Annotated in this window: 17 protein-coding genes and 1 riboswitch; of the genes, 3 read left to right on the forward strand and 14 right to left on the reverse strand. The window is 47.6% G+C overall.

The window, feature by feature from the left end; translation table 11 throughout:
* Window positions 1-212: 212 nt before the first annotated feature.
* The 5 genes from C6P39_RS26100 to C6P39_RS26120 all read right to left on the reverse strand — a co-directional run bounded on the left by C6P39_RS26100 (window position 213) and on the right by C6P39_RS26120 (window position 6,674).
* Window positions 213-1,550, reverse strand: a complete 1,338-nt coding sequence (locus C6P39_RS26100; protein ID WP_207657154.1) for an MATE family efflux transporter — start codon at window positions 1,548-1,550, stop codon at window positions 213-215.
* Entirely contained in the window at window positions 1,543-1,980 is a 438-nt protein-coding gene (locus C6P39_RS26105) for a MarR family winged helix-turn-helix transcriptional regulator (protein ID WP_065541314.1), read from the reverse strand. The genes C6P39_RS26100 and C6P39_RS26105 overlap by 8 nt, the downstream gene beginning before the upstream one ends.
* A 105-nt stretch (window positions 1,981-2,085) precedes the next feature.
* The gene (locus C6P39_RS26110; RefSeq protein WP_242987143.1) at window positions 2,086-3,294 is read right to left on the reverse strand and encodes an ABC transporter permease; all 1,209 of its coding nucleotides are present in this window, start codon (window positions 3,292-3,294) and stop codon (window positions 2,086-2,088) included.
* Window positions 3,291-3,962: an ABC transporter ATP-binding protein gene (locus C6P39_RS26115; RefSeq protein WP_104805689.1), complete on the reverse strand. Its 672-nt coding sequence runs from the start codon at window positions 3,960-3,962 to the stop codon at window positions 3,291-3,293. Before C6P39_RS26115 ends, C6P39_RS26110 begins: the two co-directional genes overlap by 4 nt.
* Window positions 3,963-3,974: 12 nt before the next feature.
* The gene (locus C6P39_RS26120; RefSeq protein ID WP_158661697.1) at window positions 3,975-6,674 is read right to left on the reverse strand and encodes an efflux RND transporter periplasmic adaptor subunit; all 2,700 of its coding nucleotides are present in this window, start codon (window positions 6,672-6,674) and stop codon (window positions 3,975-3,977) included.
* Between the two features lie 254 nt (window positions 6,675-6,928).
* Between C6P39_RS26120 and C6P39_RS26125 the strand changes: the two genes are divergently transcribed.
* From C6P39_RS26125 to C6P39_RS26135, 3 genes are all read left to right on the forward strand, one after another.
* Window positions 6,929-7,621, forward strand: a complete 693-nt coding sequence (locus tag C6P39_RS26125) for an iron-sulfur cluster assembly scaffold protein (RefSeq protein ID WP_065541313.1) — start codon at window positions 6,929-6,931, stop codon at window positions 7,619-7,621.
* A gap of 47 nt (window positions 7,622-7,668) precedes the next feature.
* Complete coding sequence (locus C6P39_RS26130; protein ID WP_095172593.1) at window positions 7,669-8,679, forward strand: GGGtGRT protein; 1,011 nt, start codon at window positions 7,669-7,671, stop codon at window positions 8,677-8,679.
* Window positions 8,680-9,397: 718 nt separating this feature from the next.
* Window positions 9,398-9,589: a hypothetical protein gene (locus C6P39_RS26135; RefSeq protein WP_104805691.1), complete on the forward strand. Its 192-nt coding sequence runs from the start codon at window positions 9,398-9,400 to the stop codon at window positions 9,587-9,589.
* A 965-nt stretch (window positions 9,590-10,554) separates the two neighbouring features.
* Here C6P39_RS26135 and C6P39_RS26140 read toward each other — a convergent pair.
* The 9 genes from C6P39_RS26140 to C6P39_RS26180 form a co-directional block, all read right to left on the reverse strand.
* Window positions 10,555-11,292: an SIR2 family NAD-dependent protein deacylase gene (locus C6P39_RS26140; protein ID WP_095172591.1), complete on the reverse strand. Its 738-nt coding sequence runs from the start codon at window positions 11,290-11,292 to the stop codon at window positions 10,555-10,557.
* 135 nt (window positions 11,293-11,427) lie between these two features.
* A complete protein-coding gene (locus tag C6P39_RS26145; protein ID WP_104805692.1) occupies window positions 11,428-12,078 on the reverse strand; it encodes an ABC-2 transporter permease in 651 nt (216 codons plus the stop codon).
* Window positions 12,075-12,938, reverse strand: coding sequence for an ABC transporter ATP-binding protein (locus C6P39_RS26150; RefSeq protein ID WP_104805693.1), 864 nt, complete (start codon window positions 12,936-12,938; stop codon window positions 12,075-12,077). Before C6P39_RS26150 ends, C6P39_RS26145 begins: the two co-directional genes overlap by 4 nt.
* Before the next feature lie 2 nt (window positions 12,939-12,940).
* Window positions 12,941-13,315 (reverse strand): GntR family transcriptional regulator, encoded by a 375-nt coding sequence (locus C6P39_RS26155; protein ID WP_095172588.1) that lies wholly within the window; start codon window positions 13,313-13,315, stop codon window positions 12,941-12,943.
* Window positions 13,316-13,556: 241 nt separating this feature from the next.
* Complete coding sequence (locus C6P39_RS27630; protein WP_158661698.1) at window positions 13,557-15,101, reverse strand: hypothetical protein; 1,545 nt, start codon at window positions 15,099-15,101, stop codon at window positions 13,557-13,559.
* Window positions 15,101-20,599 carry a fibronectin type III domain-containing protein gene (locus C6P39_RS26165; RefSeq protein WP_242987224.1) on the reverse strand — a complete coding sequence of 1,833 codons (5,499 nt, stop codon included), beginning with the start codon at window positions 20,597-20,599 and terminating at the stop codon, window positions 15,101-15,103. Before C6P39_RS26165 ends, C6P39_RS27630 begins: the two co-directional genes overlap by 1 nt.
* Before the next feature lie 106 nt (window positions 20,600-20,705).
* A riboswitch (cyclic di-GMP riboswitch) is annotated at window positions 20,706-20,783 on the reverse strand.
* 69 nt (window positions 20,784-20,852) lie between these two features.
* On the reverse strand, window positions 20,853-21,983 hold the full coding sequence (gene mobB / locus C6P39_RS26170; RefSeq protein ID WP_104805695.1) for a molybdopterin-guanine dinucleotide biosynthesis protein B: 1,131 nt from the start codon (window positions 21,981-21,983) through the stop codon (window positions 20,853-20,855).
* Window positions 21,980-22,294: a hypothetical protein gene (locus tag C6P39_RS26175; RefSeq protein WP_095172585.1), complete on the reverse strand. Its 315-nt coding sequence runs from the start codon at window positions 22,292-22,294 to the stop codon at window positions 21,980-21,982. Before C6P39_RS26175 ends, mobB begins: the two co-directional genes overlap by 4 nt.
* Window positions 22,291-23,706, reverse strand: a complete 1,416-nt coding sequence (locus tag C6P39_RS26180) for an NTP transferase domain-containing protein (RefSeq protein ID WP_095172584.1) — start codon at window positions 23,704-23,706, stop codon at window positions 22,291-22,293. The genes C6P39_RS26175 and C6P39_RS26180 overlap by 4 nt, the downstream gene beginning before the upstream one ends.
* Window positions 23,707-23,753: the final 47 nt, after the last annotated feature.

Raw genomic sequence — 23,753 nt, forward strand, 5'->3', positions numbered from 1 at the left:
CTGCGGACAGATCGTTACTTTCCGTGTAACTGTTCAGTGCCCTCACAGTTGCAGGCAAAAATCCGTGCAGGACCGCCTTTGGCGATGGGATTTTTGCTTGGCCGTGGTACACTTTCTTACGGTCAGCGCAGTGGATGCGCAGACCTACTGAACCGTTGCCTTTTAGTATACTATATTCATCCGTCCGCGTCCATATTTCATGCTGAGGGAACTCAGGGAAGGTAATGATATGCTGTTTTTTTCCTGACAGTATAGAACACAGCCAGGGCAAAAGCCATCAGCTCCGCCGCCACGGATGCGCTCCAGACACCGCTCACACCAAACAGGATGGAAAATCCGATCAAAAACAGGACCAGAAATACCAGCGTCCGCATAAAGGACAGGATCGCCGAAACCTTTCCGTCTCCAAAAGCGGTAAACATGGCGGAACTGAAGATATTATAACCTTTGAACACATATCCAAAAGCATAAACCGACAGTCCTGCCGTGGCAAGTTCATAGACCCGGCTCCCGCGCTCAGCGAAAACAGAGGCCAGATTTCCGGAAAACAGCAAGGTTCCCACCGTCATCACTACACCGACGCCCATACAAAAACCAATACTGATCTTATACAGTTTCCGAAGCTTTGGTATGTTTCCTCCTCCGTAATTATAGCTGAACAGAGGTGCCACGCCCATCGAATATCCAAGACTTATGGCAATCAGCACAAAATCCAGGTAAAGCAGGATGGAGATTGCCGCAACCCCTTCATTTCCCACCAGGCGCATCATTATAATATTGAATAAAAAGGTGGTGATACTTCCTGACAAGTTGCTCACCATCTCGGAAGAACCATTTGTCATGGAATGCAGCAGCACCTTCCAGTCCATCTTAGGCTTTACAAAATGAAGCTGCGCCTTCCGGTTAAAAATAAAATAAAAGATACTGAAAAATGCGGGAATACAGTAGCCAATCCCTGTTGCCACTGCCGCACCGGATATTCCCATATCTAAAATGCCGATGAATACATAATCCAGTATCACGTTGGCCAGGCCGCCTGCCACAGTAACGGTTAGGCCAATGTGAGGCTTTCCGTTTGCCACAAAGAGACTCTGGAATTCCAACTGCAGTATATTGGCCGGCTGGAAGAAAAGCAGAGGGAACGCATAGGCATAACAATATGCGTAGATATCCTCATTTGCCCCCAGCATGTAAATGATCTTTTCCAGGAAGACAAAGGAGAGGACCGTGATCACAATGCCCAGCCCTACAGCAAACAATGTGATAAACGTCACGTTCTCGCAAGCCTCCTGCTGTTTTCCCTCTCCCAGCTTTCTTGAAACAATGGCAGTGATGCCGGTTCCGAACATGGTACCCAGCGCAATGACAAAGCTGAGAAGCGGGTAAACAATATTAACGGCGGAGAAAGCGTCTGTGCCCACAAGCCTTGACACAAACATACCGTCCACCACGGTATAAAGGGACATGACAACCATCATGACCATAGAGGGAAGAGCGAATTTCAGAATGGAGGGAACCGTTATCTTTCTTTCCAGGCCCTGATCAATCATCCTGCATGTTCCTCCATTCATAGCCGCTGATGGTTTTCAGCACATCTCCAAACAGCTCTAGCTGCTCCTGGGAGTATTTGCCCTTTAATTCCCTCTCTATTTTGTAAAACACCTGGTCGTATACCCCCAAAACCTGAGTGATATGCGGACTCAGCTCCAGATAATAAACCCGCTTGTCTTTTTCGCTCTGCTTTTTTACCACCACACCCTGCTTTACCAGCTCGTTGATCTTCAGGGTTACGGCGGACTTGGTGATCTTCAGCACATCGGCCATCTTGCTGACCGTGCACTCTTTCATCTGTTCGATCACATTGATGTATAAAAGGCTGTTGTAGGAAAGCCCGTTATAATAATCATTTCCGTTCATCACCTGCAGCTCATAGAGCGCCATGTGATAATAGAAATTATTGATTTCTTTTACAATACCCATTTTTATCCTCCCAATCATTTAGTTTTGTAAATTTAATTAATTTCACTTAACTATATTATCAGGAGGATTTATGTTTGTCAACTGAAATCTTTGCCGTTTTCCCTTTCACCCAGAGTAGCGCAGGGCATCAATGGGGCGCTTTTTTGCCGCCTTATTTGCCGGGTACAGGCCAAAGAGCACTCCGATCAAGCCGGAAAATCCCACAGCCACCCAGACCACCTCCGGGGCCATGGAAAAACTCATGGCATCCTGGCTCACCTTTCCGATCATCTTTAAGATCCCCCAGGAAGAGCCGATGCCGATCAAGCAGCCCATGAGGCTTACCAGCAGCGCTTCGATGAGAAACTGCATCATGATACTTCCTCTGCCTGCACCGATGGCCTTACGGATACCGATCTCCCTGGTCCTCTCTGTCACGGACACCAGCATAATATTCATAATGCCTATGCCCCCCACCAGAAGGGATATAGCCGCAATACCGCCCAGCATAAGAGACAGGGTACTGGTCACACTCTCCATGGTTTCCATCAGCGCTGACTGGCTGACGACTGTGAATGCGTCCTCATCGTTGCCAAACCGTTCCAGCATCATCTGTTCCATAGCCAGCTCTGCAAAATCCATGGTGTCCTCACTGGCTGCCGACACATAGAACTGGGTCACGTACAGGATATTATCTGCGATCCGGGTCATGGTGGAATAGGGGATATACCCCTCCAGCATCACACTGCTCCCCTCTTCCGAACCTGCCGACATCTGCACAGCGGATGCTGACTCCTCCTCATCCAGGATACCGACAACAAGAAAACTTCTTCCGTCCAGGGCTACTGTCTCGCCCACGGCGTCCTCATAGCCGAAAAGCTCCTCGGCAGAATCCTTTGTGAGGATCACCACATAAGAATTATTTTCCACATCCGTGTTCTTTATATTCCGTCCATAGGCCAGCTCCAGATTCTGAATGTCCAGATAGCTGCCTGTGGTCCCGATCAGCGTCATAGATCCGTCCACATAGCCGCTTTTTGCTGTGACACTGGTTCTGGAAACGGGTGCTGCTGCCTCAATATTTTCGTTTTCCGTAAATCCGGACAGCTCTGAAAGGCGCAGGGGATTTTCCTTGTCATCTGAAATGGATACCGTCAGATAGTTGGAACCCATATTGGATATCTGGTCCGTAACTGAGGATGTAGCTCCGTCCGCAATAGAGACCAGTACCACCAGGGCAATGACACCGATAATGATTCCAAGCATGGTGAGGAAGGTCCGCATCTTGTTGGAGCAGACCGCGTTCCAGGCCATTTTCAATGACTGTAGTATCATATCCTCACCTCTCTCACTTTGCCGTCCCTGATACAGATCTTCCGTTCCGCCTCGTCCGCCACCTGGTTGTCATGGGTTATGAGGACAATGGTGTTTCCTGCACGGTGCAGTTCGTGAAACAATTCCATGATCTCTTCACCTGTGTGGGAATCCAGATTGCCTGTGGGTTCATCTGCCAGGAACAAAGAAGGTTCTGTCACCAGTGCTCTGGCGATCGCCACCCGCTGCTGCTGCCCGCCGGACAGTTCTGCGGGGCGGTGGTGCCTCCTGTGTGTCAGCTCCACCCGCTCCAGGGCTTCCCGTACCCTCCTCTTCCTGTCCGCGGTTTTCACCTTCTGGTAAATCATGGGCAGCTCCACATTTTCCTCCGCGCTGAGCCGGGGCAGAAGATTAAAGTTCTGGAAAATGAATCCTATCTTTCTGTTTCTGATCCCTGCAAGTTCAGTCTCTGAATACTGCTCAATGGCAATGCCATCCAGAATATATTCCCCTTCATCCGCGGTATCCAGGCATCCGATAATATTCATCACCGTGGATTTTCCCGAACCGGAAGGGCCTACGATACTGACAAATTCTCCTTTTTCAATCTCCATGCTGGCGTGGTCAAGGGCGCGGACCTCACTGGTTCCCATGCGGTAAATTTTGGATACATCTTTCAATTGAATCATAGGATCACCGCCTTAATCCATGGACGGGGGCGACTGCATCTGACCCTGTCCGCCAAAATCAGGCATACCGCCTCTTTCCCCGGAACCGCTGCCCCTGTCTTCCATCATTCCGCCGCCCATACCGCCGAAATCACCGGGCATACTGCTGTCCTGACTGCCGGATTTATTGTCAACGGATACTTTCCGGTAATATACCGTATCCCCCTCTGCCAGTCCTTCTGTGATCTCCGCGGTGCTGCCGTCAGAGAGGCCTGTTGTCACTTCTGTCTCACCGCTGAGGCTGCCGTCCTCATCTTTGCCGGTATACACAAACGTCCGGTCTCCCTTCTCCTGGATGGCGTCTACCGGAATAGTGATGATATCCTCCCTGCTCTCCACCGTGATAGTAGCTGACGCATTCATCCCTGTCTTCATCCGGGAATCCCGGGCCACGGTAATGTTCACGCTGTATTTTGCCACACCGCCGCTGGCACTGGCGCTGCTGCCCACTTTCGTCACTTCACCTTCAAATTCCTTGTCCTCAATGGCATCAAAGGTCAGCGCGGCTGTCTGCCCGTTGGATACGGAGTTGATGTCCAGTTCATCTACATTGACGGATAACACCATATTGTCATCCGATGACATAGTAAAGGCCGCCACATCTGTACTGTACTGGGATGCCTGGGCCGTGTCCGAACTGCTGCCGGTGTTACTGCTTCCGGTTCCTGTGCTGCCGCTTCCGCTGACAACATTGCCTGACGAACCGGAGCCGCTTCCGCCGGTGCCGGAGTTTCCTGTTCCTGTCTGTTCAAGCCCTGATAAGCCTGTGCCTACTCCGGTGGTCCCACTGCCTCCCGTATTGCCGCCGGTTCCTGTACCGCCTGTATTGGCTCCTCCGCTGCCGTCCCCGCCGGAACTTCCTGCGCCGCCTACATTGGCTCCGCTGCCGTCCCCGCCGGAACCTCCTGCGCCGTCCCCATTGGCTCCTCCGCTGCCGTCCCCGCCGGAACCTCCTGTACCGTCTGCATTGGCTCCTCCGCTGCTTCCTGTACTCCCTGCATCGGTTCCTCCGCCGCTTCCTGAGGAATGATCTCCATCTGTATTATTGTCTGTATCTCCACCGTCCGGGTCTGTATTGCTGCCGCCTGTATTGCCGCTGCTGTCTTTCTCTGTGGCGGGATAGGTGACCGTAAAGGAGAGTTCCTTATTGCCGGATGACACTGTGATACCTGATACTGCGCCGTTTGCAATACCGGAGATACTGTCCGCCTGGAAATACCAGCCCTCAGACGCAGTCAGCTGCACCTGTGCCCGGTACACGGTATCCGCCGCAAAAGTCCGGTCCCCCGGTTCATAAGTCACGGTTCCTGTATAGCTGCCGTCCGCAGCCAGGACCTCGGTCTGGGGGGACTCCCCTGTCTTTGGAACTTTCAATACCAGGAGAGCGGATGTACACTCCCCTTCACCGGTTATGGCAAATTGTATTTTTGCATCCTGGTTTTCTGCAGTCAAAAGTGTTTCCGCCTCTCCATCCGTCTCCAATAGAATGCTGCTGTCCTCCATTCTCCCTTCTGTGTCAGCCAAGGTGACCACATCATAGGAACTGCTGTCTGCACCGGACATCCCATATGCCATATTGCTCACTTTTCCCGCGGAACCGCCTGATGATGACACCTGGGAGGAACTGCTGCTCTGACTGTTTCCGGAACTGCTGTCTGAGACATTGACACTTTGAATGGTGCCGTCCATCAAAGCCATAACAGAACCGCTTTTTGAAAGCTCTATTAATTTCTGCAGGGTCTCTGCGTAGGCTTCTCTCTGGGCCAGAGCCTCCCTGTATCTTGCAGACTGGGTGGTTTCCGTAAGGGTAAGGAGAGTAGTGCCTGCACTGACGGATTCATCCTCCGATACTTTAATTTCATCCACCGTGCCTCCTGTAGCTGTCACGGCAAGCTGCTGATGTATGTATGCCTCACCGCTGCCAAGAGAATTTCCTTCGGAATCCGTAACAGATACCGTTTCTCCCAGACCCACACCGCTGTCAGTAAAGGTGATCACACAGGTATTCCCCTCCATACTCTCTATCGTTCCTGTTTTCTCACTTCCGTCTGGGAGAAACACCGCAACACTGTCCCCCTCAGCCACAGCACTGACTGCTTCCAGCTTTACAGCCATCCTGCCGTCAATAGAAAGCAGAATGACAGCTCCGTTTTCCAGCATACTGTCCGCGATACTGCTTCCCTCTGAAACATAAATCCGTTTCACTCTGCCTTCCACACTGGCCGTGATCTCTTCAGCTTCCTCATCATCCTTGGTCTCATTGATCTCCTCATCCAGATTTTCAATTTCCTCCTGGACATCCTGCATGGCACTGAGCACAGAAGCGCTGTCCACCGTTGCAAGCACATCACCTGCCGAAACATGGTCGCCGCTCTCCACTTTCACCTGGTCAATGACAACACCGGAGGGCACTGTCACATTGACCGGCGTATCTGCCTCCAGATTTCCGGTCCCCACAATGGTTTTGGAAATGCTCCCCTTCTCCGCGGACGCCTCCTGGATCATCTGGCTTCCCATAATCGGCAGGCTGCCTTTCTTTTGGTTCAGTACGATCACTGACCCGGATATACCTGCGATCACCACCACAGTAACGGCTCCTGCTGCTATTTTTTTCTTTTTCGGCAATTGTTTCCATTTTCCTTTGATATTTATATGCTTTTTCGTTTTTTTCATTCCTTTCTGCGGTATTGTTTGGGTTCCAGTATAAAAAAGTAACCTTAAATGAACCTTAAAGGACCTGCCTGTCATATGTGAATTTTCTGTGTCCCTCCATATTTTTCTCTTTTGCCCTATAAGACCCCTTATAATTTTACTTTTTTCAAAAATAACTCTGGATTTTTTTGTTACTTTGTGAGAAAATGTCATTGAATAGGACGTTAAATTTCTAACGCACTTAATGTCAATACATTCTTGAAAGGAGTTTTAAAATGATTTATTCACATGAAGTAGAAACAATGTGTCCGGTAGCTCAGGGCGTTAACCACGGCGCTGCTCCCATTCCGGAAGAAGCAAAATGGGTAAAAGCAAAAGAAATAAAGGATATCTCCGGTTTAACACACGGTGTAGGCTGGTGTGCACCACAGCAGGGTACCTGCAAATTAACCTTAAATGTTAAAGAAGGTGTGATTCAGGAAGCTCTGGTGGAGACGATCGGATGTTCAGGTATGACCCACTCTGCAGCTATGGCATCTGAAATTTTACCGGGAAGAACCATTTTGGAAGCTCTTAATACAGACCTTGTCTGTGATGCCATCAATACTGCAATGAGAGAATTATTCCTGCAGATTGTATACGGAAGAACACAGAGTGCTTTCTCAGAAGACGGACTTCCTGTAGGTGCAGGCCTGGAGGATTTAGGAAAAGGACTGAGATCTCAGGTTGGTACCATGTACGGAACCCTCGCAAAAGGACCTCGTTATCTGGAAATGACAGACGGATATGTTACCGGAATCGCTTTAAACGAAGAAGATGAAATCATCGGATACAAATTCGTAAGCTTCGGAAAAATGATGGACTTCATCAAAGCCGGCGATGACGCTAACACTGCTTTTGAAAAAGCTCAGGGACAGTATGGCCGCGTAAACGATGCAGTGAAGATCGTTGACCCGAGAAAAGAGTAATTGTCTCTTACATAAGTCTGGCGTAGAAAGAATAGGAGGATAAATTAATGGCTTTATTTGAATCATATGAAAGAAGAGAGAAACAGATTCTTGCTGTTTTAAAAGAGTACGGAATGAACTCTATCGAAGAAGCTGCTGAGGTGACAAAGGCAGCAGGATTAGATGTATATAAAATGGTAGAAGGTATTCAGCCAATCTGCTTTGAAAACGCAAAATGGGCATACACCGTTGGTGCTGCCATTGCGATCAAAAAAGGCTGCAAAAAAGCTGCTGACGCTGCTGCTGCAATCGGTGAGGGACTTCAGTCCTTCTGTATCCCGGGTTCTGTTGCTGACCAGCGTAAAGTAGGTCTTGGACATGGTAATTTAGGAAAAATGCTTCTGGAAGAAGACACAAAATGTTTTGCATTCCTGGCAGGCCATGAGTCCTTTGCTGCTGCTGAGGGTGCTATCGGTATTGCAGAGAAAGCAAACAAAGTCCGCAAAGAGCCTCTGCGCGTTATCTTAAACGGTCTTGGAAAAGATGCCGCTCAGATCATTGCCCGTATCAATGGATTTACATATGTAGAAACAGAGATGGATTATTACACAGGCGAAGTGAAAGAAGTGTTCAGAAAAGCATACTCTGAAGGACTTCGTGCCAAAGTAAACTGCTACGGTGCCAACGATGTAACAGAAGGTGTTGCTATCATGCACAAAGAAGGCGTTGATGTTTCCATCACAGGAAACTCCACCAACCCCACAAGATTCCAGCATCCGGTTGCAGGTACTTACAAAAAAGAATGTATCGAACAGGGTAAAAAATACTTCTCCGTTGCTTCCGGCGGTGGTACAGGACGTACCCTTCACCCGGATAACATGGCAGCAGGTCCTGCTTCCTACGGTATGACAGATACTATGGGACGTATGCACTCTGACGCACAGTTCGCCGGCTCCTCTTCCGTTCCGGCTCACGTTGAGATGATGGGCTTGATCGGCGCAGGCAATAACCCGATGGTTGGTATGACTGTTGCTGTGGCTGTGGCTGTTGAGGAAGCTGCGAAAGCTGGAAATTTTTAAGAAAATGCTGATAGAATAAGTTTTTTGAGATAGAGGGAATGTTTGATGGTTGGAATAAATTCATTATACTATTGACATTTTAATTTCCTTGACGTAATATAATATTAGCAAAGAAAAGCGATTGTGTTCCACTGGTACACAGACGAACCCCCAGAGAGTTGCAGCTCTCTGGGGGTTCTATTTTCCTTTTAAAGAGGAATAACTTAGGCTGACTGTCGATCATTTATCTCTATCCAGGCATATGCAAATATAGTAGCAGACTATACCTGCCGCAATAGAGATAAGAAAAGCGACTATGTATTCCAAAGATACACCTCCTTCCTGCTGGAAAGAGTCAACAGCAATTTAATTATAGCTATTAAGTGGTGGATTGTCCATGCCGATTTGCAAAATAAAGAGTAAGAATGGGCAGTTATCAGTAGTGCACAGTAGTACACCCATAGCGCACAAACACCTCTCAATCCTTTATAAAACCGCTCCTCACCGTTTCTGTTGAAGAAACTGCAAAAGAAGGTAAATTCTAAGAAATTCATACACCTGCGTTCCTACACTTACCCCGGGCTAGAAGCCGGGGTTTTTTATTCACAAAATATTTCATTATTTTCATAATTAAGTTTTGTATTCTGCATGCAGCATAGACTCACACGGTTTTACTTCCAATATTTACCAGTGGAATATCCCTTGACAGAGGATTACAATTATAGCAGGGGTGAGTTTAATGAATAGTGAAGACAAAGCTTTTGAAGAATGGATAAGCCGGCGTGTACTGGAAGAAACTGCGGAAATGATAAAAGATATGGAGAAAGATCCGGAGCTGGACAAATTTGTTCCATCCCGGGAATTGTATGAGCGGATTCTTAAAATAGCTCACAAACGCGGCTTACTTGAGGAAGAAGATGATGAAGATTAAACTGCCATATGCGTGTCATATTTAGCCATAAAAATACCGACCTCCAATTGTTAGATTTTTGGTCTAACTTTGGGGGGCGGTACACGTATCACCGGTTTTTAACGGAATGCAATGAAAAAGCGTCCAACGAAACCTGACAGTATATCTTTACCAGAAACCGCACGACACATCTGCTTTCATAAATCTTTCAAAAACCATTCACAATTCTTTTATTTTTTCACCACAGTTTCATCACATTTTCCGCGTATAGTAATACTTAACAAAGGACAACAACCTTTTTCATATAAACTTTTCTTTTTCATACTGCCGGGCCTTATGACCCGGCCCTCCTTCTTTATAGGCTAAACTTCACGTTCATTCAGTCCCCCCTCATCATTAAAGCATCATGAGATCAAAGGATATCTTCTTATATTCCGTAGCGTTCCCGCTATACATCCAATCGTAACAATATTCCATAATATAGATTCTTCCTATCCTCAATATAATTCACAGAAAATCCCCGAGGAACTGTTTTCTCCGGGGATTTTTCTATTTTTTTCAAAGACCCTTTAGAATCATTTTATCTTTTCGCCACAATTTCAACACATTTTCCCTGTATATTAATATTCAACAAAGGTAATAACCTTTTTCATATAAACTTTTCTTTTTCTTTTGCCGGGCCTGCTGACCCGGCCCTCCTTTTTTATAAATCCCACGCATACAAATTGGACTCGTTGTACAACATACTAGCAGGGTGATGATATGATAAATGATTTGTCCTGTTTATTATCGCGGAGCAGCAGTACACGAAGTTACTTTGTATCCCTGCCCGTAGCCGTTCAGGTCGTGCTGCATAGAGATTATTCCTATATCAGCACTGCTGCCCAGCTGCATGACACTGCAGGTATATTACTTCGTAAACATGAAAAATACACATGACAAAGAATTTCACACAAAAAAGGCCTGCCTAAGCAAGCCTTTTATTGTTATAATTCTAATTTACTCATAATCTCCATGGCTTTGCCGTCAATCACAAGATCTGCCGCATCGTCAGCATAATGGTCCTGGTCATTGATCAGTATGATCTTATCCCCTTCAAAATACTTAACGTATGTCTTCGCCAATTGTGAATGCATCCTGCTTCCCAATATAAGCAGTGTGTCTGCCATTCCCACCTCGTCAACTGCACGGGTCAAAAGGGAATTATCTACCATTTCTCCCCGCAGACAGACTTCCGGACGGATCGTCGTGCCACACTTGGTACATTTGGGAGTACCCGCAGATTCAGCCACCGCTTTCATGGGATATTTTGTCCTGCACTTTGGGCATACATTCCGATAGATGCTCCCATGGATCTCCAACACCTTTTTACATCCTGCCCTTTTCGGCAGAGAGTAGATATCCCGGGTGATGATGGACTGCAGGATTCCTCTGTCTTCCAGACGCTTTAAGGACTTCATGCCATCATTGATCCTTCCTCTCTTGCTCAATATCTCTCTTTTATAAAAGTCATAAAACTGCGTTACCCTCGTATTATAGAATTCAGCGCTGAACATTTCCTCCGGGGAACAACCATATCTGGTTTCAATATCGTATGCATCCTGGTCTGATCGCCAGTTGGTGCACCCGCACTGGCTGCTCACCCGCATTCCCAGCAGACACACCAGATACCTGCTGTTTTCAATGATCGCTTTTGCCCGCAGCAGCTTCTCTTCCTGTGACATTTTCCCAACTCCTCCGTCCTCTTCATGATCCAATTATTGGAACTAAGAATAATGTATCACTGTACAATTTTAAAGTCAAGAAAACAATTATCACATCTGTATGACAATGCAGAGCAAAGCGAATCCTTTTCTGAATCAGAATTCCTTATTACTGTATATCTTAATAGAAATCAGGTAAGATACTGCTAAAACCAGAATACTTACTACAAATATAGCACCCGCTGCGATCAGCTGTCCGTTCGGTGTCTGTAAAAGAAAGATGAGTTCCGACTCCGCAACAGTCCCTTGAATTAAATCCTTGAAAAGCATGCTCACTAAAAATGGGATCAAAAACAACATCATGAAAATCACTCTTCCTCTTTCAACTCCCAGCTTATAGATCACCGGGATGATAATTCCTGAATAAATAGGAATTATCATACAAGCGGAAACCGAGCTGATCACCTGCTCTACGACAGGCATTCCCAAAAGTGCTGCTGTTGCGCCAGTCATTACGGCTGTAAACAAGGCAAGGGCCAAAGTCATGACAATGATAAGCAGATACCTTGCCCGAACAACTATCTTTTTACTCAACGGAAGCGCTGCCGCATAGGTGTCCCAGTTGTAATACTGATCTGTATTAAACAGGCTGAGTACACATGTTAGAAAAACTACAATACACATGGTTCCCACATAGTTTGGACTCTTCATAATATACCCAAACACACATAAAAACAAAAAGAATATAATATATGTCTTCTGGGTGATCCTAATACTATATAAATCCTTTAACATCAGCCCCTTCATGATACCACCTCCCCTTTCTCCAACAACAGCAGAACTTCTTCAATATCCGGTGCATCCACTACCAGATCCGGGTAACTGCGCATAAATTCCTGCCTGTCACGTATCAGAAATTCGTAACCCAAAGCCCCTCTTCTCAGACGCATGATTCCCTCCTTATCCAGTGTGCTGTAATCTTCTTTTGAACATTTCCCCACACCATATCTGTAAAGAATATCGTCCTTATTTTCTACAAAAAGCAGTTTTCCGTTCTGGATAAATGCAATATAATCTGAGACTTTTTCCAGATCACTGATGATGTGTGAAGATAAAAGCACGGTGTGTTCCTCATCCTGAATATATTCCAGCAGAATATCCAGCAGATCATCACGCACCAAAGGATCAAGCCCGCTGGTCGCCTCATCAAAAATAAGTAATTTCGCTTTGTGGGAGAGCGCCACTGCTATCTGCAGCTTCATTTTCATTCCCCTGGAGTAATCTTTTATCAGCTTTTTAGGCTCCAGTTTAAATTCTTCAAGGTACTTTTCATAGAGTCCGGCGTCCCATTGGCAAAAAATATTCTCCATGATCCTGCCTATCTGATAAGCGTTCATGGTCTCATGAAAATTGGATTCCGCCAGAACCATGCCCACCTGGTTCTTCCAGTTAGGGTCTTTATCCTCCAGTTTTTCACCGTCCACATAGATCTCACCAGCGTCTTTTTTTACAATACCGAGAATACACTTGATCAAAGTAGTCTTTCCGGCCCCGTTGGCCCCTACCAAACCAACGATACTGCCTTTTGGAATTTCCATAGTAATATGGTCCAATGAGAATTTTTCATAGCTTTTCACCAGACCCTCAATTTTGATCGCTGCTTCCATTTTTATTCCTCCTCGTAGAGCATTTTAAGCATCTCTGTCAATTCATCCAATTCTACTCCGCTGATTTTGCTTTTTCCCACAGCCTTTTCCAATAAACCTTCTATTTCCTTTAGCTGCTCCTCTCTCACAAGCTCATGGTTTGTATCTGCTACAAAACTGCCCTTGCCAACCTGAGAACAAATAAATCCATCTCTCTCCAATTCTTCATATGCTCTCTTTGTGGTGATGACGCTGATGCGGAGTTCTTTTGCCAGAAGACGCATGGAAGGAAGTGGCTCCCCGGGTTTTAACTGGCCTCTCATGATTGCTTGTTTTATCTGCTCCGTAATCTGTTCATAGATAGGCTTCCCGCTTGTATTGCTGATTAGAATATTCATTTTCACTTCTCAACTTTCTGTACGCGCGTGTATATATATTATTTATTGTATATGCTCATTATATACATTAGATACATACTTGTCAATATAAAAGATAGAAATATTGTTGAGCTTTCGGGATTGCCTTTACTATTTGAGGTTCGTCGGCAACTACGCCCCTTGTGGACTTTCACCACAGACTGACAGCATGCCCGTCATACCAAAAAAACAGCATTGGCAATGGCACCAATGCTGTTTTCTGTTAAATTTTCTTTCTGCTTTTCCCAATCAGGATCATGGCGGCGGCAGAAATCCCTGCCAGCAGGAGCAGTCCTTCCACTGGTGTGTCATCTCCTGTTTTTGCCGTCTTAGCTGTTGTTTTTGTTGTGGGTTTAACCGGTGTCTTTTTTGTACCGTCTGTTTTATTCACCGTTACAGCAGGAAACTGTTCATCTTTGCGTACCAGCTTCGTGGTAAGGATATAGGTGGAACAGTGTTCAATCTGAATGGTCACATATCCGTCCACAACCTTGATACTTTTCTGGATTGGTTCCACCCCGTTCTTTTTGGTATTGTAATAATACAGGTAAAGGTTCTGCCCATCTTGAAAGCTGTCCCCTGCATATAGTTCAATTTCCGCCAATCCCGGAAGTTCTCCTTCATGGGCAAATTCCAGATACAAATTCTCTGCACCCTTTGCCATCAGGCTGCCTGCATCCTTGTTCTCTTTGCTCTTGGCAATTCCAAAATCTATGAAAGTATCTATGTTTGTTATCCCTGTTCCGGTGAATTTCCAGGAATACAAAAGCTGTCCTTTTTCCTCCGCAATGATGGTCAGTGTTCTTTCTGTGCCTTTCAGGCTCTTAAATAATGCCTTCTGCTGTTCTTTTGTCAAACCATTTCCATCTTTGCTTTTGTAGATCAGACTCGTCACGCTGGAATCTGCCAACCCCTTTTCCAGTTCTTCGTAAGTGGAGGCTGTACATACTCCATCCGGATACTCCGGGTTTTCGTCCGGATTTGGCTTGTCTGGGTTTGGATCATCTGGGTCCGGGTTGTCCGGATTTGGATTATCCGGATTTGGATTATCCGGGTTCGGGTTATCCGGATTTGGATTATCCGGGTTCGGGTTGTCCGGGTTCGGGTTGTCCGGATTTGGATTATCCGGGTTCGGATTATCCGGATTTGGATTATCCGGGTTCGGATTATCCGGATTTGGATTATCCGGGTTCGGATTATCCGGATTTGGATTATCCGGGTTCGGGTTATCCGGATTTGGATTATCCGGGTCCGGCACTTTCTCCCCTACGGCCCACTGGTAAGATATTCCCTGCAGCACCCCTTCATCCACCTGTTTCATTTGATGGCTCTGGTCAACAAACATAATGCTTTCCGGAGCAATGGATGCCCGGAACATTTCCCCGCTGGGTGTGCCTGAGATCGTACCGATCACCACATCCTGAGCCTGTTCAAAGACAGTCCCTGCGGATGAAAAATAGATATCCAGGATACCGTTTTCATAAAAATACTCCCGGATCTTGCATCTGTTCTGTATCTCTTCCGAGAAAGCAAAATGAATCTCACCGATACTTCCGCTTTCCGCCTCTGTTATCCGCATTTGGATCCGAAAGGTTGTTGAGTGGTTCTTTATCATATCCCCATTGGGATAGAGAGCCAGTTCTACCTGGCTCGTATGCTTCTGCTGCATTTTGATCATGGTATCATCCTGCACTGCGGCAGATACGGGAACATAAGTCACCAACAATGCCAAAACCAAAGCAATGCATAAACTCTTAATTCTTTTCATCAGTTCCCCTCCTCATGGTTGTCTGTCAAATGGATCGGCGGCAGCGGATTCGGCACAGCCATTGGAAGCGTGTCACTGACGAGACGCTCCCCTTCATTTGTATGGGCATCATCCACCCGATATAATTCCGCCCTGACACTGGTCACGCCGGCTGGAATCTGATCCGGCTCCATATAGTAAATCCATGTACCGGATGAAACTTCTCCTAATTCTCCTTCAGCCGGAACCTCCGCAAAGATCAACTGGGAACCATCCATTATATTTCCGTCCTGGTCATACAGTTTCACTACATTGTAGGAAGGATTTCCTTTATATTCCCCTGTAAAGATCAGGGAACCTGCAGGTATCAAGCCTCCGTTTTCATCATAGCTGTAATCTTCATCCAGAATGCCGATGCCATTTTCAAGCAGCTCCACATTATCTCCCGTAGGTCCTAACATATCTATCTCGGACAAAGATACTGTGCTCTGTCCCTTGATCTTCAGCTTCAAATACGCCGCGTCATAGGTATACATCCAGGAATCCCCTTCTTTGTTAAAATAGGAGACAGCCGTATTTTCCGAGTAGGCCAGGCTTCCTGTTTTTACAGGAGTCCACTGTTTTCCGTCCTGGCTGATATAGGCATCAAAATTTTTGATGGAGTTTTTCGTGTCAGCGGCTGTGATCTTGAATGCAGCAGCTTGAAGGGTTCTGCCAAAGCTGATGACTAGTTCCGGAGATTTTGCCTCTCCGGTATACATATCTGTGTAGTCATTGTTGCAAATGCTGCTGATCCCCGAAACGGTGCTTCCCTCAGGGTTATCTTCATTTCCTTCCTCATGCAGGTCACTGGAGGATGTCATATTTGTGGTGATCTTCCATCCATCCTTTGCCACACTACCGTCATTGGAAATTTTCACAGTATCTGCCGTAACCTTCTCTGTCTGCTGCAGCAGTTTATCATACCCCACCACTTCATAAGTAAATACCCTGTTGTTCATAGATGCGATGGTGTCTGTATATGTCACAGTACCGTCATTTGCCTCCGCAAATCCAATCACCTGACCGTTTCTGTATATCTCATATCCCAGCATGGAATTTTGGTCAGCCGCATCATTGGAAAGGGTGATGATTACCTGATTGGAATTCGGCACATATGCCAGGGCGGCACTCACCGCTGTCCCAGCTGCTGTACTTTCTCCGCCCTCAATGCGGTACGCTCTCGCTTCATCTGTAATATAGCTGATCCTTCTTGTCTCTGCTTCAAACTGTGATGCGTAAGCGATCGTATCCTCATCCGGTGTCATGCCCCACTGTTCAAAGAACTCCAGTAAGTTTTTTTCGGCAGCTGCACAGGAAAGACGCATCAGGGTATTGTCTGTATCTTTCGGGATCGTCAGCGCGATTCCGTTCGGAGCCGGCGCGATCGCTGTATTCCTTGCATAAGCATCCACTCTTGCAAAGAAAAGGCTGTTAAACTGTTCCTCATAATTTTCATAGGTCTTATAATTATATCCGTCATCATATGCCAGATGGAGCTGCCAGTACATGGCAAGGCTTGTGAATACATTTTCCGCGCGGCCTTTTGTACCTGAGGTGACCTTTTTATATACATCCTCATATTTATACCGCACAGAATCATTTGTTTCCTTTGCCTGCGCCAGAATAGAATAATAGTTATTGGTTATCTCGGCAATGGCATAAGAAGGCTGATTGATGATATGGCCTATCTCATGGGCAATTCCCCATCCAAACAACTGTCCGCTCACATATCTGCCGTTGTCACTCTGCACCGGCACGCTGCGCGCAAGCCCGGCAATACTGCCCCACTCGATCCCGATATGGAGTCCGCCGGCATACATAAAGGCACCGGAAAACATTCTCATATACCGTATGTTCAGACGGCTGGACGGCAGGCTGTTTTTGCTGCCATACTGTGCAGTCAGTGTCTTGTCACCATGATAATCTCCCAGACCCTTATGCTGATAAAACAGTGTCACCATCTGTTCCATAGCCTGGCAGGATTCGTATAATACTTCTGTCTGATCATCCGGAGTGATGTCTTTTCCCTGGCTTTTCAGTCTGCTGTTAATACCGTTCAGGATCTGTTCCGCTGAAACAGAATACATCATCTGGTCCAGCACAATGTCCGTTGCCCCCAGAATACAGTTCTGTTTGTCATAGCTGTAGTCACAGCCGCTCTCTTTCTTGCCTTCGTGCAGTTTCTTGTGCTGCTCTGCGATCTTCGGAACATATGTATTGAGTTTTTCCACATAAGCCCTTACAGCATCCTTGGCCTCCGTCTCATCTGCTGCGCCTGACAGGTCAAGCTTGGGTATCTCCTGCCCTCCGCTTACACGCACGCTCATATTTAGTGCGTCATTATTTCCCGTGAATTCCACATAGAGACTGCCGCCGTGTTCTGTGTTTAAGCTTCCTATCTGTGGGATCGTCACTTCATTTTTGCCGTTCTTCAGATTCTGCACAACCACCTTGCTCCAGTTTCCTGACTCCGCATGGTACTGTGTGGCAATCAGATTCAGGTTTGTATTGGCACCCAGATCCGCGTCATCTCTTCCCACATACACTGCCAGTTCTTCCCCTGCATGGGCGCTGATTCCAAGAGGCTGCCATGCATTCAGGCCGCCGGAAAATCCCAGAGCGCCATCTTTTTTCTTGGTCACGGAGGTATCTACTTTCATAACCCTTCCAGCACTTTTGTCGTTGAGAAGTTCTTTTGCATAGGCCAGGTCGGAAAGCAGAAGCTCTCGTTTCGGATGATAATCACCTGTCACTTCATCCGGCGTGTCCGCTCTTTTTTCCAATTCCTCAATGACAGCGGCTGTTACATCCTCCCGCAGTTCCACGTGCATGGCATCCGCAAACAACCCGTCCACATCTTTTTCCAGACTGTCATAATAGTAGAACTTCATCTCCGCTATGGAAACCCTTCCGTCTGAAGGCGCCCATGCCATGGCAAAGTTTATCTGGATTCGTTTTGCCTTAAATGGCTGGGAATAATTAAATTCATAATATACTTTACCGTTCACGCTCTTTTTCTGGGTGAAATGGCCGTCGATCATTTTCTCAGTACCGTTTTCATCCCAATATCTTGTCTTCGCATACCCATAGGCATACTGCTGTTTTTCATCCGGGACTACCACCAGCCTGTCCATCTCATAGCTCTGGTCAAAGGTAATGATGGGGGATGGCTTTCCTGCATTGAAACCGCCTGCATCCCAGGAGTCCAGGCTCCAGGAAGTGGTGTAATCATTATCTGCAACCGCCGCATCTGTCTCAGGCTTTGCGGAAGGGTAATCAATGGATGTAATATGCGCGGTGAGTCCCCCTCCCTCCAAAGGCGTATTGATCAGTTTGTAATTGGAGGTAACCGCAGGATTAATATCCGTTGTCTCACCTGCATATATCTTTGACTTGCCGCTGGTTCCCATTTCATTTGTTCCCGTAAGACAGATCTCATATGTGGTGCCGTCTTTTAAATCGGTAAGCTGATATTTATTCTGCTTGATCTCCTCTTTCTTTTCAAACGCTTCTGTTCCTTTTTCCCTGTAATAGAGTGTGTAGGAATCTGTATCCTCCATCTGCTTCCAGGTGATATCCAGCTTTCTGTAGCCTCCGGCAATATTCACATTTTCCGGCGCGTCAGGAGCTTTTGAAGGTTTCGGGATCACCGTCACTGCTTCAGAATACGCACTGCTCCAGTCCCCGTTCACGGAGCGGACCTGGACTGTATATTCCTCATTGTTTTTCATTTTTTCCGTGCCAAAGCTTGTGATAAGGATACTACTCTCTGCAGTGGGGTAGACCTTGCTTTTCCCGTCTTTTTTTACCATAACTTCATATCCCGCCACATTGGTCTGTGCGTTCCAGGTCACAGTAAATTTCTTATCCCCCGGCTCAGCTTTTACCTGGTCAGGAATGTTCATGACCGGAGCAGGAATCCTGTCCTCCATTCCGTTGAGGAATTCAACCTTGGAGATATCCGCCAGTTTACTTCCTCCGGTATCAGTCACCTTGATGACTACCTTCTTGATGGCAACCTGTTTTCCCAGATTTACAATAATGGTGCCGTCCGGCTCCATGACTGCCTGCGCCGCTGTGAGGGCAAACATAGCTGCGCCGCTTATGGAGGCCTCTATGGTCTGCGTCTCTTCGTTCTCATCTGTATACTCCACCGTCACGGTCCCTGCCTGGATGATATTGGCGGAATCCCTTGGCGGGGTCAGCACCAGAGCGCCTGCCAGTATGTCGGAACGCTTTTCCAGATCAAGCTGCAGTTCCACAGGATTTTCCGCTGAAATCTCCTCATCGTTTGCAGGCTTTAGGGAAACACTTCCGTCATTGCTCAAAATGCTCTCTACACTTCCCTCTGCCACCTGGGTGGAGGCACCTACGTTGGCTGTTATCTCATCCGGAAGATAGCTCCTTGTCACATAGGCTTCTGTTTTCTCATAGCCATAGCTGTAAGAGAACCATTGCAGATCCACTAAATCCACTTGCCGGTCTTGATTTAAGTCATATACGGAATCTGTATTTTCCTCATGTATGGCTTGGATCAGCCGGGTCTTATCGTTTTCATCTATAACGCCGTCTTGATCCACATCCCCGTATCCTATCACACCGGGATGTTTTTCCATATCAGATAAATCCATTCCGGTATAGACATCCAGAAACTGCATCTTTTGATCCATGGCCTGTATTTCCACGTCCTGATCATATGCGGCAAAACTGCCCCCGCTTATGCAAAGATGATATTCTCCGGGTTCCAGATCCACAAAAGAAGCCTCCGCCTTTTTAGAAACGCGCTCCCCCTCCTGCATGGAAAAAGCCGCGCGAAACTGCTGGTCTCCGTTTGTAAGGACCGCCTGCAATCCGCCGTTCAAGCTCTCCGGGTCACTGTATGGAAGCGTGTAGATCAGGCTCAGATGGAGCTGGCCTTGCAGCGTCCTATTCCCTGCTTCCGATCCGGGTACTGTTTCCCCCTCCTGCGCACCGGCCTGTTTCCCTGACTCCTCCCGGCTGCCCGGTGTCTCTTCTTTCTTCGGAGCTTCTGTCTGGCCTCCTGACGTCTCACCTGCCGTCGGCGCTTCCGTCCGGTCTCCTGATGTCTCACCTGTAGTCGGCGCTCCTGCCTGGTCTCCCGGCGTCTCACCTGTAGTCGGCGCTCCTGCCTGGTCTCCCGGCGTCTCACCTGCCGCTGGCACTCCTGCCTGGTCTCCCGGCATCTCCCCTGCCGTTGGCGCTGCTGCCTGGTCTCCCGACGTCTCTCCTGCCGTTGGCGTTCCTGCCCGGTCTCCCGGCGCCTCACCTTTCCTCGGTACCTCCGCCTGTTTTTCCTGCTTTTCTGTCAGCAGGCTAATGCCTGCCTCTTCCCTCCGGGTCTGTCCGGCAGCATTTAAAAATCTCCCGCTCTGCCCCGGCCCGGCGGCAAATACGGTGGTTCCGGGTGTTTGCAGAAGCATACCGGATACAAGCAGCCAGGCACATAACTTTTTCATTTTCAATTTCTATTCTCCTTCCCTTTTCAGGGCCAAAAAAACGATATCCAGGGATATCGTTTTTTCATAAAGACAACAGACGGACAGAATACACCTGTCCATCCACGTCTGCAGCCCGGCTGTCCCTCCCTTGGGACCCGTGGCTTTGCGTCACTGCCTTACGACAGTTTTGCCCCTTTATTTTTTTATAATACTTTATCATCAGTATCACTGGTATAAGAATACCTAATCTAACAATTTTAGTCAAGTATTTTCAAAGAAATCCCTTGACTTTTTTACAGATTTCATCCAACAGCAGTTCTCTGTTCTTTTCTGTGACTTCATAAACCTCCACATCCGATCTCTCTGCAACTGCCTGCGTAAAAACACCTGTCTTTTTCTGCAGGACTCCCAGGACAAGACTCTGGGTATCCAGACAGGAAAACAATGCTTCCTGGAACCCAGGCGCCTCCGCCTCCGCTTTCCCCAGTTCATCTATCAGGGCTGTTTTCTCCGGCATGTCCTTCACCTTTCGCATCACCGCAGTGCCCAGTGTCTCAAAGGTTTCCGGGATGGCTGTCTTCCTTCCCTTACCGGTTCGGATGAGAATTGGGCTGTCATTTTCATATTCCCCCATAGGCATAAGACTGTGCAGGTAAAATCCCTTCTGGACACCGCCGATTTCATAAGGCAGTGTTTGGTAGCCCACAGGCACAATTCCCAGCTTTTCCACTATGCGGTTCAAAAGTGTGCTCTTGCCGACTCCTTTTTCCCCTGTCAGGAAAATATGCTTTCTGTCCGTCCCGGCCGGATGGGCCGTGAGTTTTTTCTTATGGGCCAGCTTTTTCTCAGCCTTGTGACAGCCGCACTGACAAAAAGCTGCAGCCTTTTGGAACATGGGACGCTTTCTCAGTGGAAATCCTGCTTCCGGAAGTATTTCCAGTAAATCTGCCAGCTCATGGATTTCCTCCACAGAGTGATAGACCCTGAGCCCGCCGTATGTCTTCGTTTCTCCTGCCAGCCTGCCTGCCACGGCAATCGTTTCCTCTGTCAGACGCTCCTGAACCTCCGCATCCTTGTGCGCGCAGATAATCCTGGGCACGCAGAGTTCATACTCGCCCTCCAGCAGTAGAAAATCCACAGGCAGCTTTTCATAGAAATCCCCGCTGCTGTCCGCCGGAAGGAGAATGTCTGTCTCCTTTTTTCCTTTCACGCAGACAAGGTCAGCGCCCGCCTCCCTGTGTCTCCATGTATTGCTGTCAGATGTGTCAAGGGAAAATTCGGGACAGAACACACTTTTTACGGTTCCCACCCGGTATCCCCTCTTTTTCAGTTCTTTTATAAGTCCGGTGACGGTTGTAGTCTTACCGGATTTTCTCACACCAACAATTGTACAGATTTTCAACTGTCACCCTCCTCTTGCATTATTTCTATTATATGTTTACACCAGCGTCTTCGGTGCCTGTCTTTTGGGAGAATCAGACGGTACGCATCCCCATCCTCAGCCAGGTACACCTGCCCTGTAAGGATCTCCTCACCGGATACGGCAGCACCCCCGCCGTCCCGGCTTATGAATTCCACAAGCGTATCTGCAGATAAACTGCCCAGCACCTCTCTCACCGAAAAAGCCCGGTATGAATATTCCTCTCCATCTGCATTCTTCCCCTCCAGCCTCACAGGAAAAATGCCCTCAAACAATTCACTGTTTACTTTCATATCCGCTCACCCCAGATTGCAAGCATGTCCTCCATGGCATACAGACAGGAAGATCTCTCATGCCTATCTTCCGCGGCATACAGACAGGAAGATCCCTCATGCTTATCTTCCGCGGCATACAGACCGGAAGATCTCTCATGCTTATCTTCCGCGGCACACAGACAGGAAGATCTCTCATGCTTGTCTTCTTCGTCACTTGGGCAGACGGTCTCCCCGTGATTGCCTCCGTCCCGGGTCTCATGCATTCCATGGTCGCTGATCAGCAGGATCTCTCCGGAAAAAATCTTAGAAAGTTCCTCTATATATCTGTCCGCCTCTTGCAGTTTTTCCATACACGCAGAACTGTACGGGCCAAACCCATGGGCCGCGTCATCAATCTCATGGAAATGGGCAAAAATAAACTCTTTTCCATCTTTGGCTGCTCTGCATGCAGCCTGGTAAATCCAATGATCGCATCCTTTTCCTTTTGCTGCCGCATGAAGTCTTGGCGGCAGTTCTGTCTTTAAAATTCTGGTATCTCCCTCCAAAAAGGCAGTATCCTCCCTGCTCCTATTTGCAAACAAAGTGGGAACCCGCAGTTCCCTGTCTTTTCTGGAATATACGCCGTGCACAACAGGCAGCTCCCCTGTTATCATGGTTGCCATGGCAGGATTTGTCACCGGCGGCTCCACGGTCCTCACCGGGATCACGGAAAAGCTGCGGCTCATAAAGGGCACACTGCCTTTGTCCGCTGCACTTTTATACATCCGGTACCCCACTCCGTCCAGATAACATACCAGTACCTTTCCATGGCTCAACTTTTCCCTGACAAAAGGGGCAAATTCCTGAAGTCTTCTGCCATAGCAAAAACAGAGCTGTTCATATTCTTCGGGTGTGTTCACATTGGCAATGACTGCCTCTCCAAATCCCAATTCTTCCAGATCCACATACCGGGTGTTCACCCGCTGGAACAAAAGTCCGGGCTTGTGTTCCCGGTCTCTGCGCATTTTTTCCACTGTGGGAAGAATCCGCTTTGCGTACACACTGCACAGAGGCTGAGGTCTTCCTTCTTTTCTGAGCACCAGGCAGTCTTCCTCACCGGTAAGACGTGACACCAGCGCCTGAAGAAATTCCGGGCTTATCATGGGCATATCAGTGGCGAGCATCACAGCATACGGTGCATCCATCTGCTTTAATATCTGGTAGATCCCCTCTAAGGGACCGTATCCCCTCTCCTCATCCTCCACAACCGTGCAGGATAAATCCTGATATTTACTCCTATCATCCACCGAAACATAGATTTCTGGGAAATCCCGGCAGGCCTCTATAAGAGTGTGCAGAAATGTGTTCCCATTCCATGTAAGGGACGCCTTATTTCTTCCCATTCTGCTGCTCTTTCCTCCAACCAGAATCCCCGCTGCTGTCTTTATCATACACCTAAACCTCGTTCATATCCTAAGCTGACACCAAAACTGTTGCT

The organism is Blautia marasmi (assembly GCF_900258535.1).
GTDB lineage: Bacteria > Bacillota > Clostridia > Lachnospirales > Lachnospiraceae > Blautia > Blautia hominis.

What these genes read in the sequence shown, in the direction of transcription:
- C6P39_RS26100 (WP_207657154.1), bottom strand. Translation starts at nt 1,550, where the DNA reads ATGATTGATCAGGGCCTGGAAAGAAAGATAACGGTTCCCTCCATTCTG.
- C6P39_RS26155 (WP_095172588.1), bottom strand. Translation starts at nt 13,315, where the DNA reads ATGAATATTCTAATCAGCAATACAAGCGGGAAGCCTATCTATGAACAG.
- C6P39_RS27630 (WP_158661698.1), bottom strand. Translation starts at nt 15,101, where the DNA reads ATGAAAAGAATTAAGAGTTTATGCATTGCTTTGGTTTTGGCATTGTTG.
- C6P39_RS26120 (WP_158661697.1), bottom strand. Translation starts at nt 6,674, where the DNA reads ATGAAAAAAACGAAAAAGCATATAAATATCAAAGGAAAATGGAAACAA.
- C6P39_RS26110 (WP_242987143.1), bottom strand. Translation starts at nt 3,294, where the DNA reads ATGATACTACAGTCATTGAAAATGGCCTGGAACGCGGTCTGCTCCAAC.
- C6P39_RS26105 (WP_065541314.1), bottom strand. Translation starts at nt 1,980, where the DNA reads ATGGGTATTGTAAAAGAAATCAATAATTTCTATTATCACATGGCGCTC.
- C6P39_RS26165 (WP_242987224.1), bottom strand. Translation starts at nt 20,599, where the DNA reads ATGAAAAAGTTATGTGCCTGGCTGCTTGTATCCGGTATGCTTCTGCAA.
- C6P39_RS26180 (WP_095172584.1), bottom strand. Translation starts at nt 23,706, where the DNA reads ATGATAAAGACAGCAGCGGGGATTCTGGTTGGAGGAAAGAGCAGCAGA.
- C6P39_RS26145 (WP_104805692.1), bottom strand. Translation starts at nt 12,078, where the DNA reads ATGAAGGGGCTGATGTTAAAGGATTTATATAGTATTAGGATCACCCAG.
- C6P39_RS26125 (WP_065541313.1), top strand. Translation starts at nt 6,929, where the DNA reads ATGATTTATTCACATGAAGTAGAAACAATGTGTCCGGTAGCTCAGGGC.
- C6P39_RS26175 (WP_095172585.1), bottom strand. Translation starts at nt 22,294, where the DNA reads ATGAAAGTAAACAGTGAATTGTTTGAGGGCATTTTTCCTGTGAGGCTG.
- C6P39_RS26115 (WP_104805689.1), bottom strand. Translation starts at nt 3,962, where the DNA reads ATGATTCAATTGAAAGATGTATCCAAAATTTACCGCATGGGAACCAGT.
- C6P39_RS26130 (WP_095172593.1), top strand. Translation starts at nt 7,669, where the DNA reads ATGGCTTTATTTGAATCATATGAAAGAAGAGAGAAACAGATTCTTGCT.
- C6P39_RS26150 (WP_104805693.1), bottom strand. Translation starts at nt 12,938, where the DNA reads ATGGAAGCAGCGATCAAAATTGAGGGTCTGGTGAAAAGCTATGAAAAA.
- C6P39_RS26140 (WP_095172591.1), bottom strand. Translation starts at nt 11,292, where the DNA reads ATGTCACAGGAAGAGAAGCTGCTGCGGGCAAAAGCGATCATTGAAAAC.
- C6P39_RS26135 (WP_104805691.1), top strand. Translation starts at nt 9,398, where the DNA reads ATGAATAGTGAAGACAAAGCTTTTGAAGAATGGATAAGCCGGCGTGTA.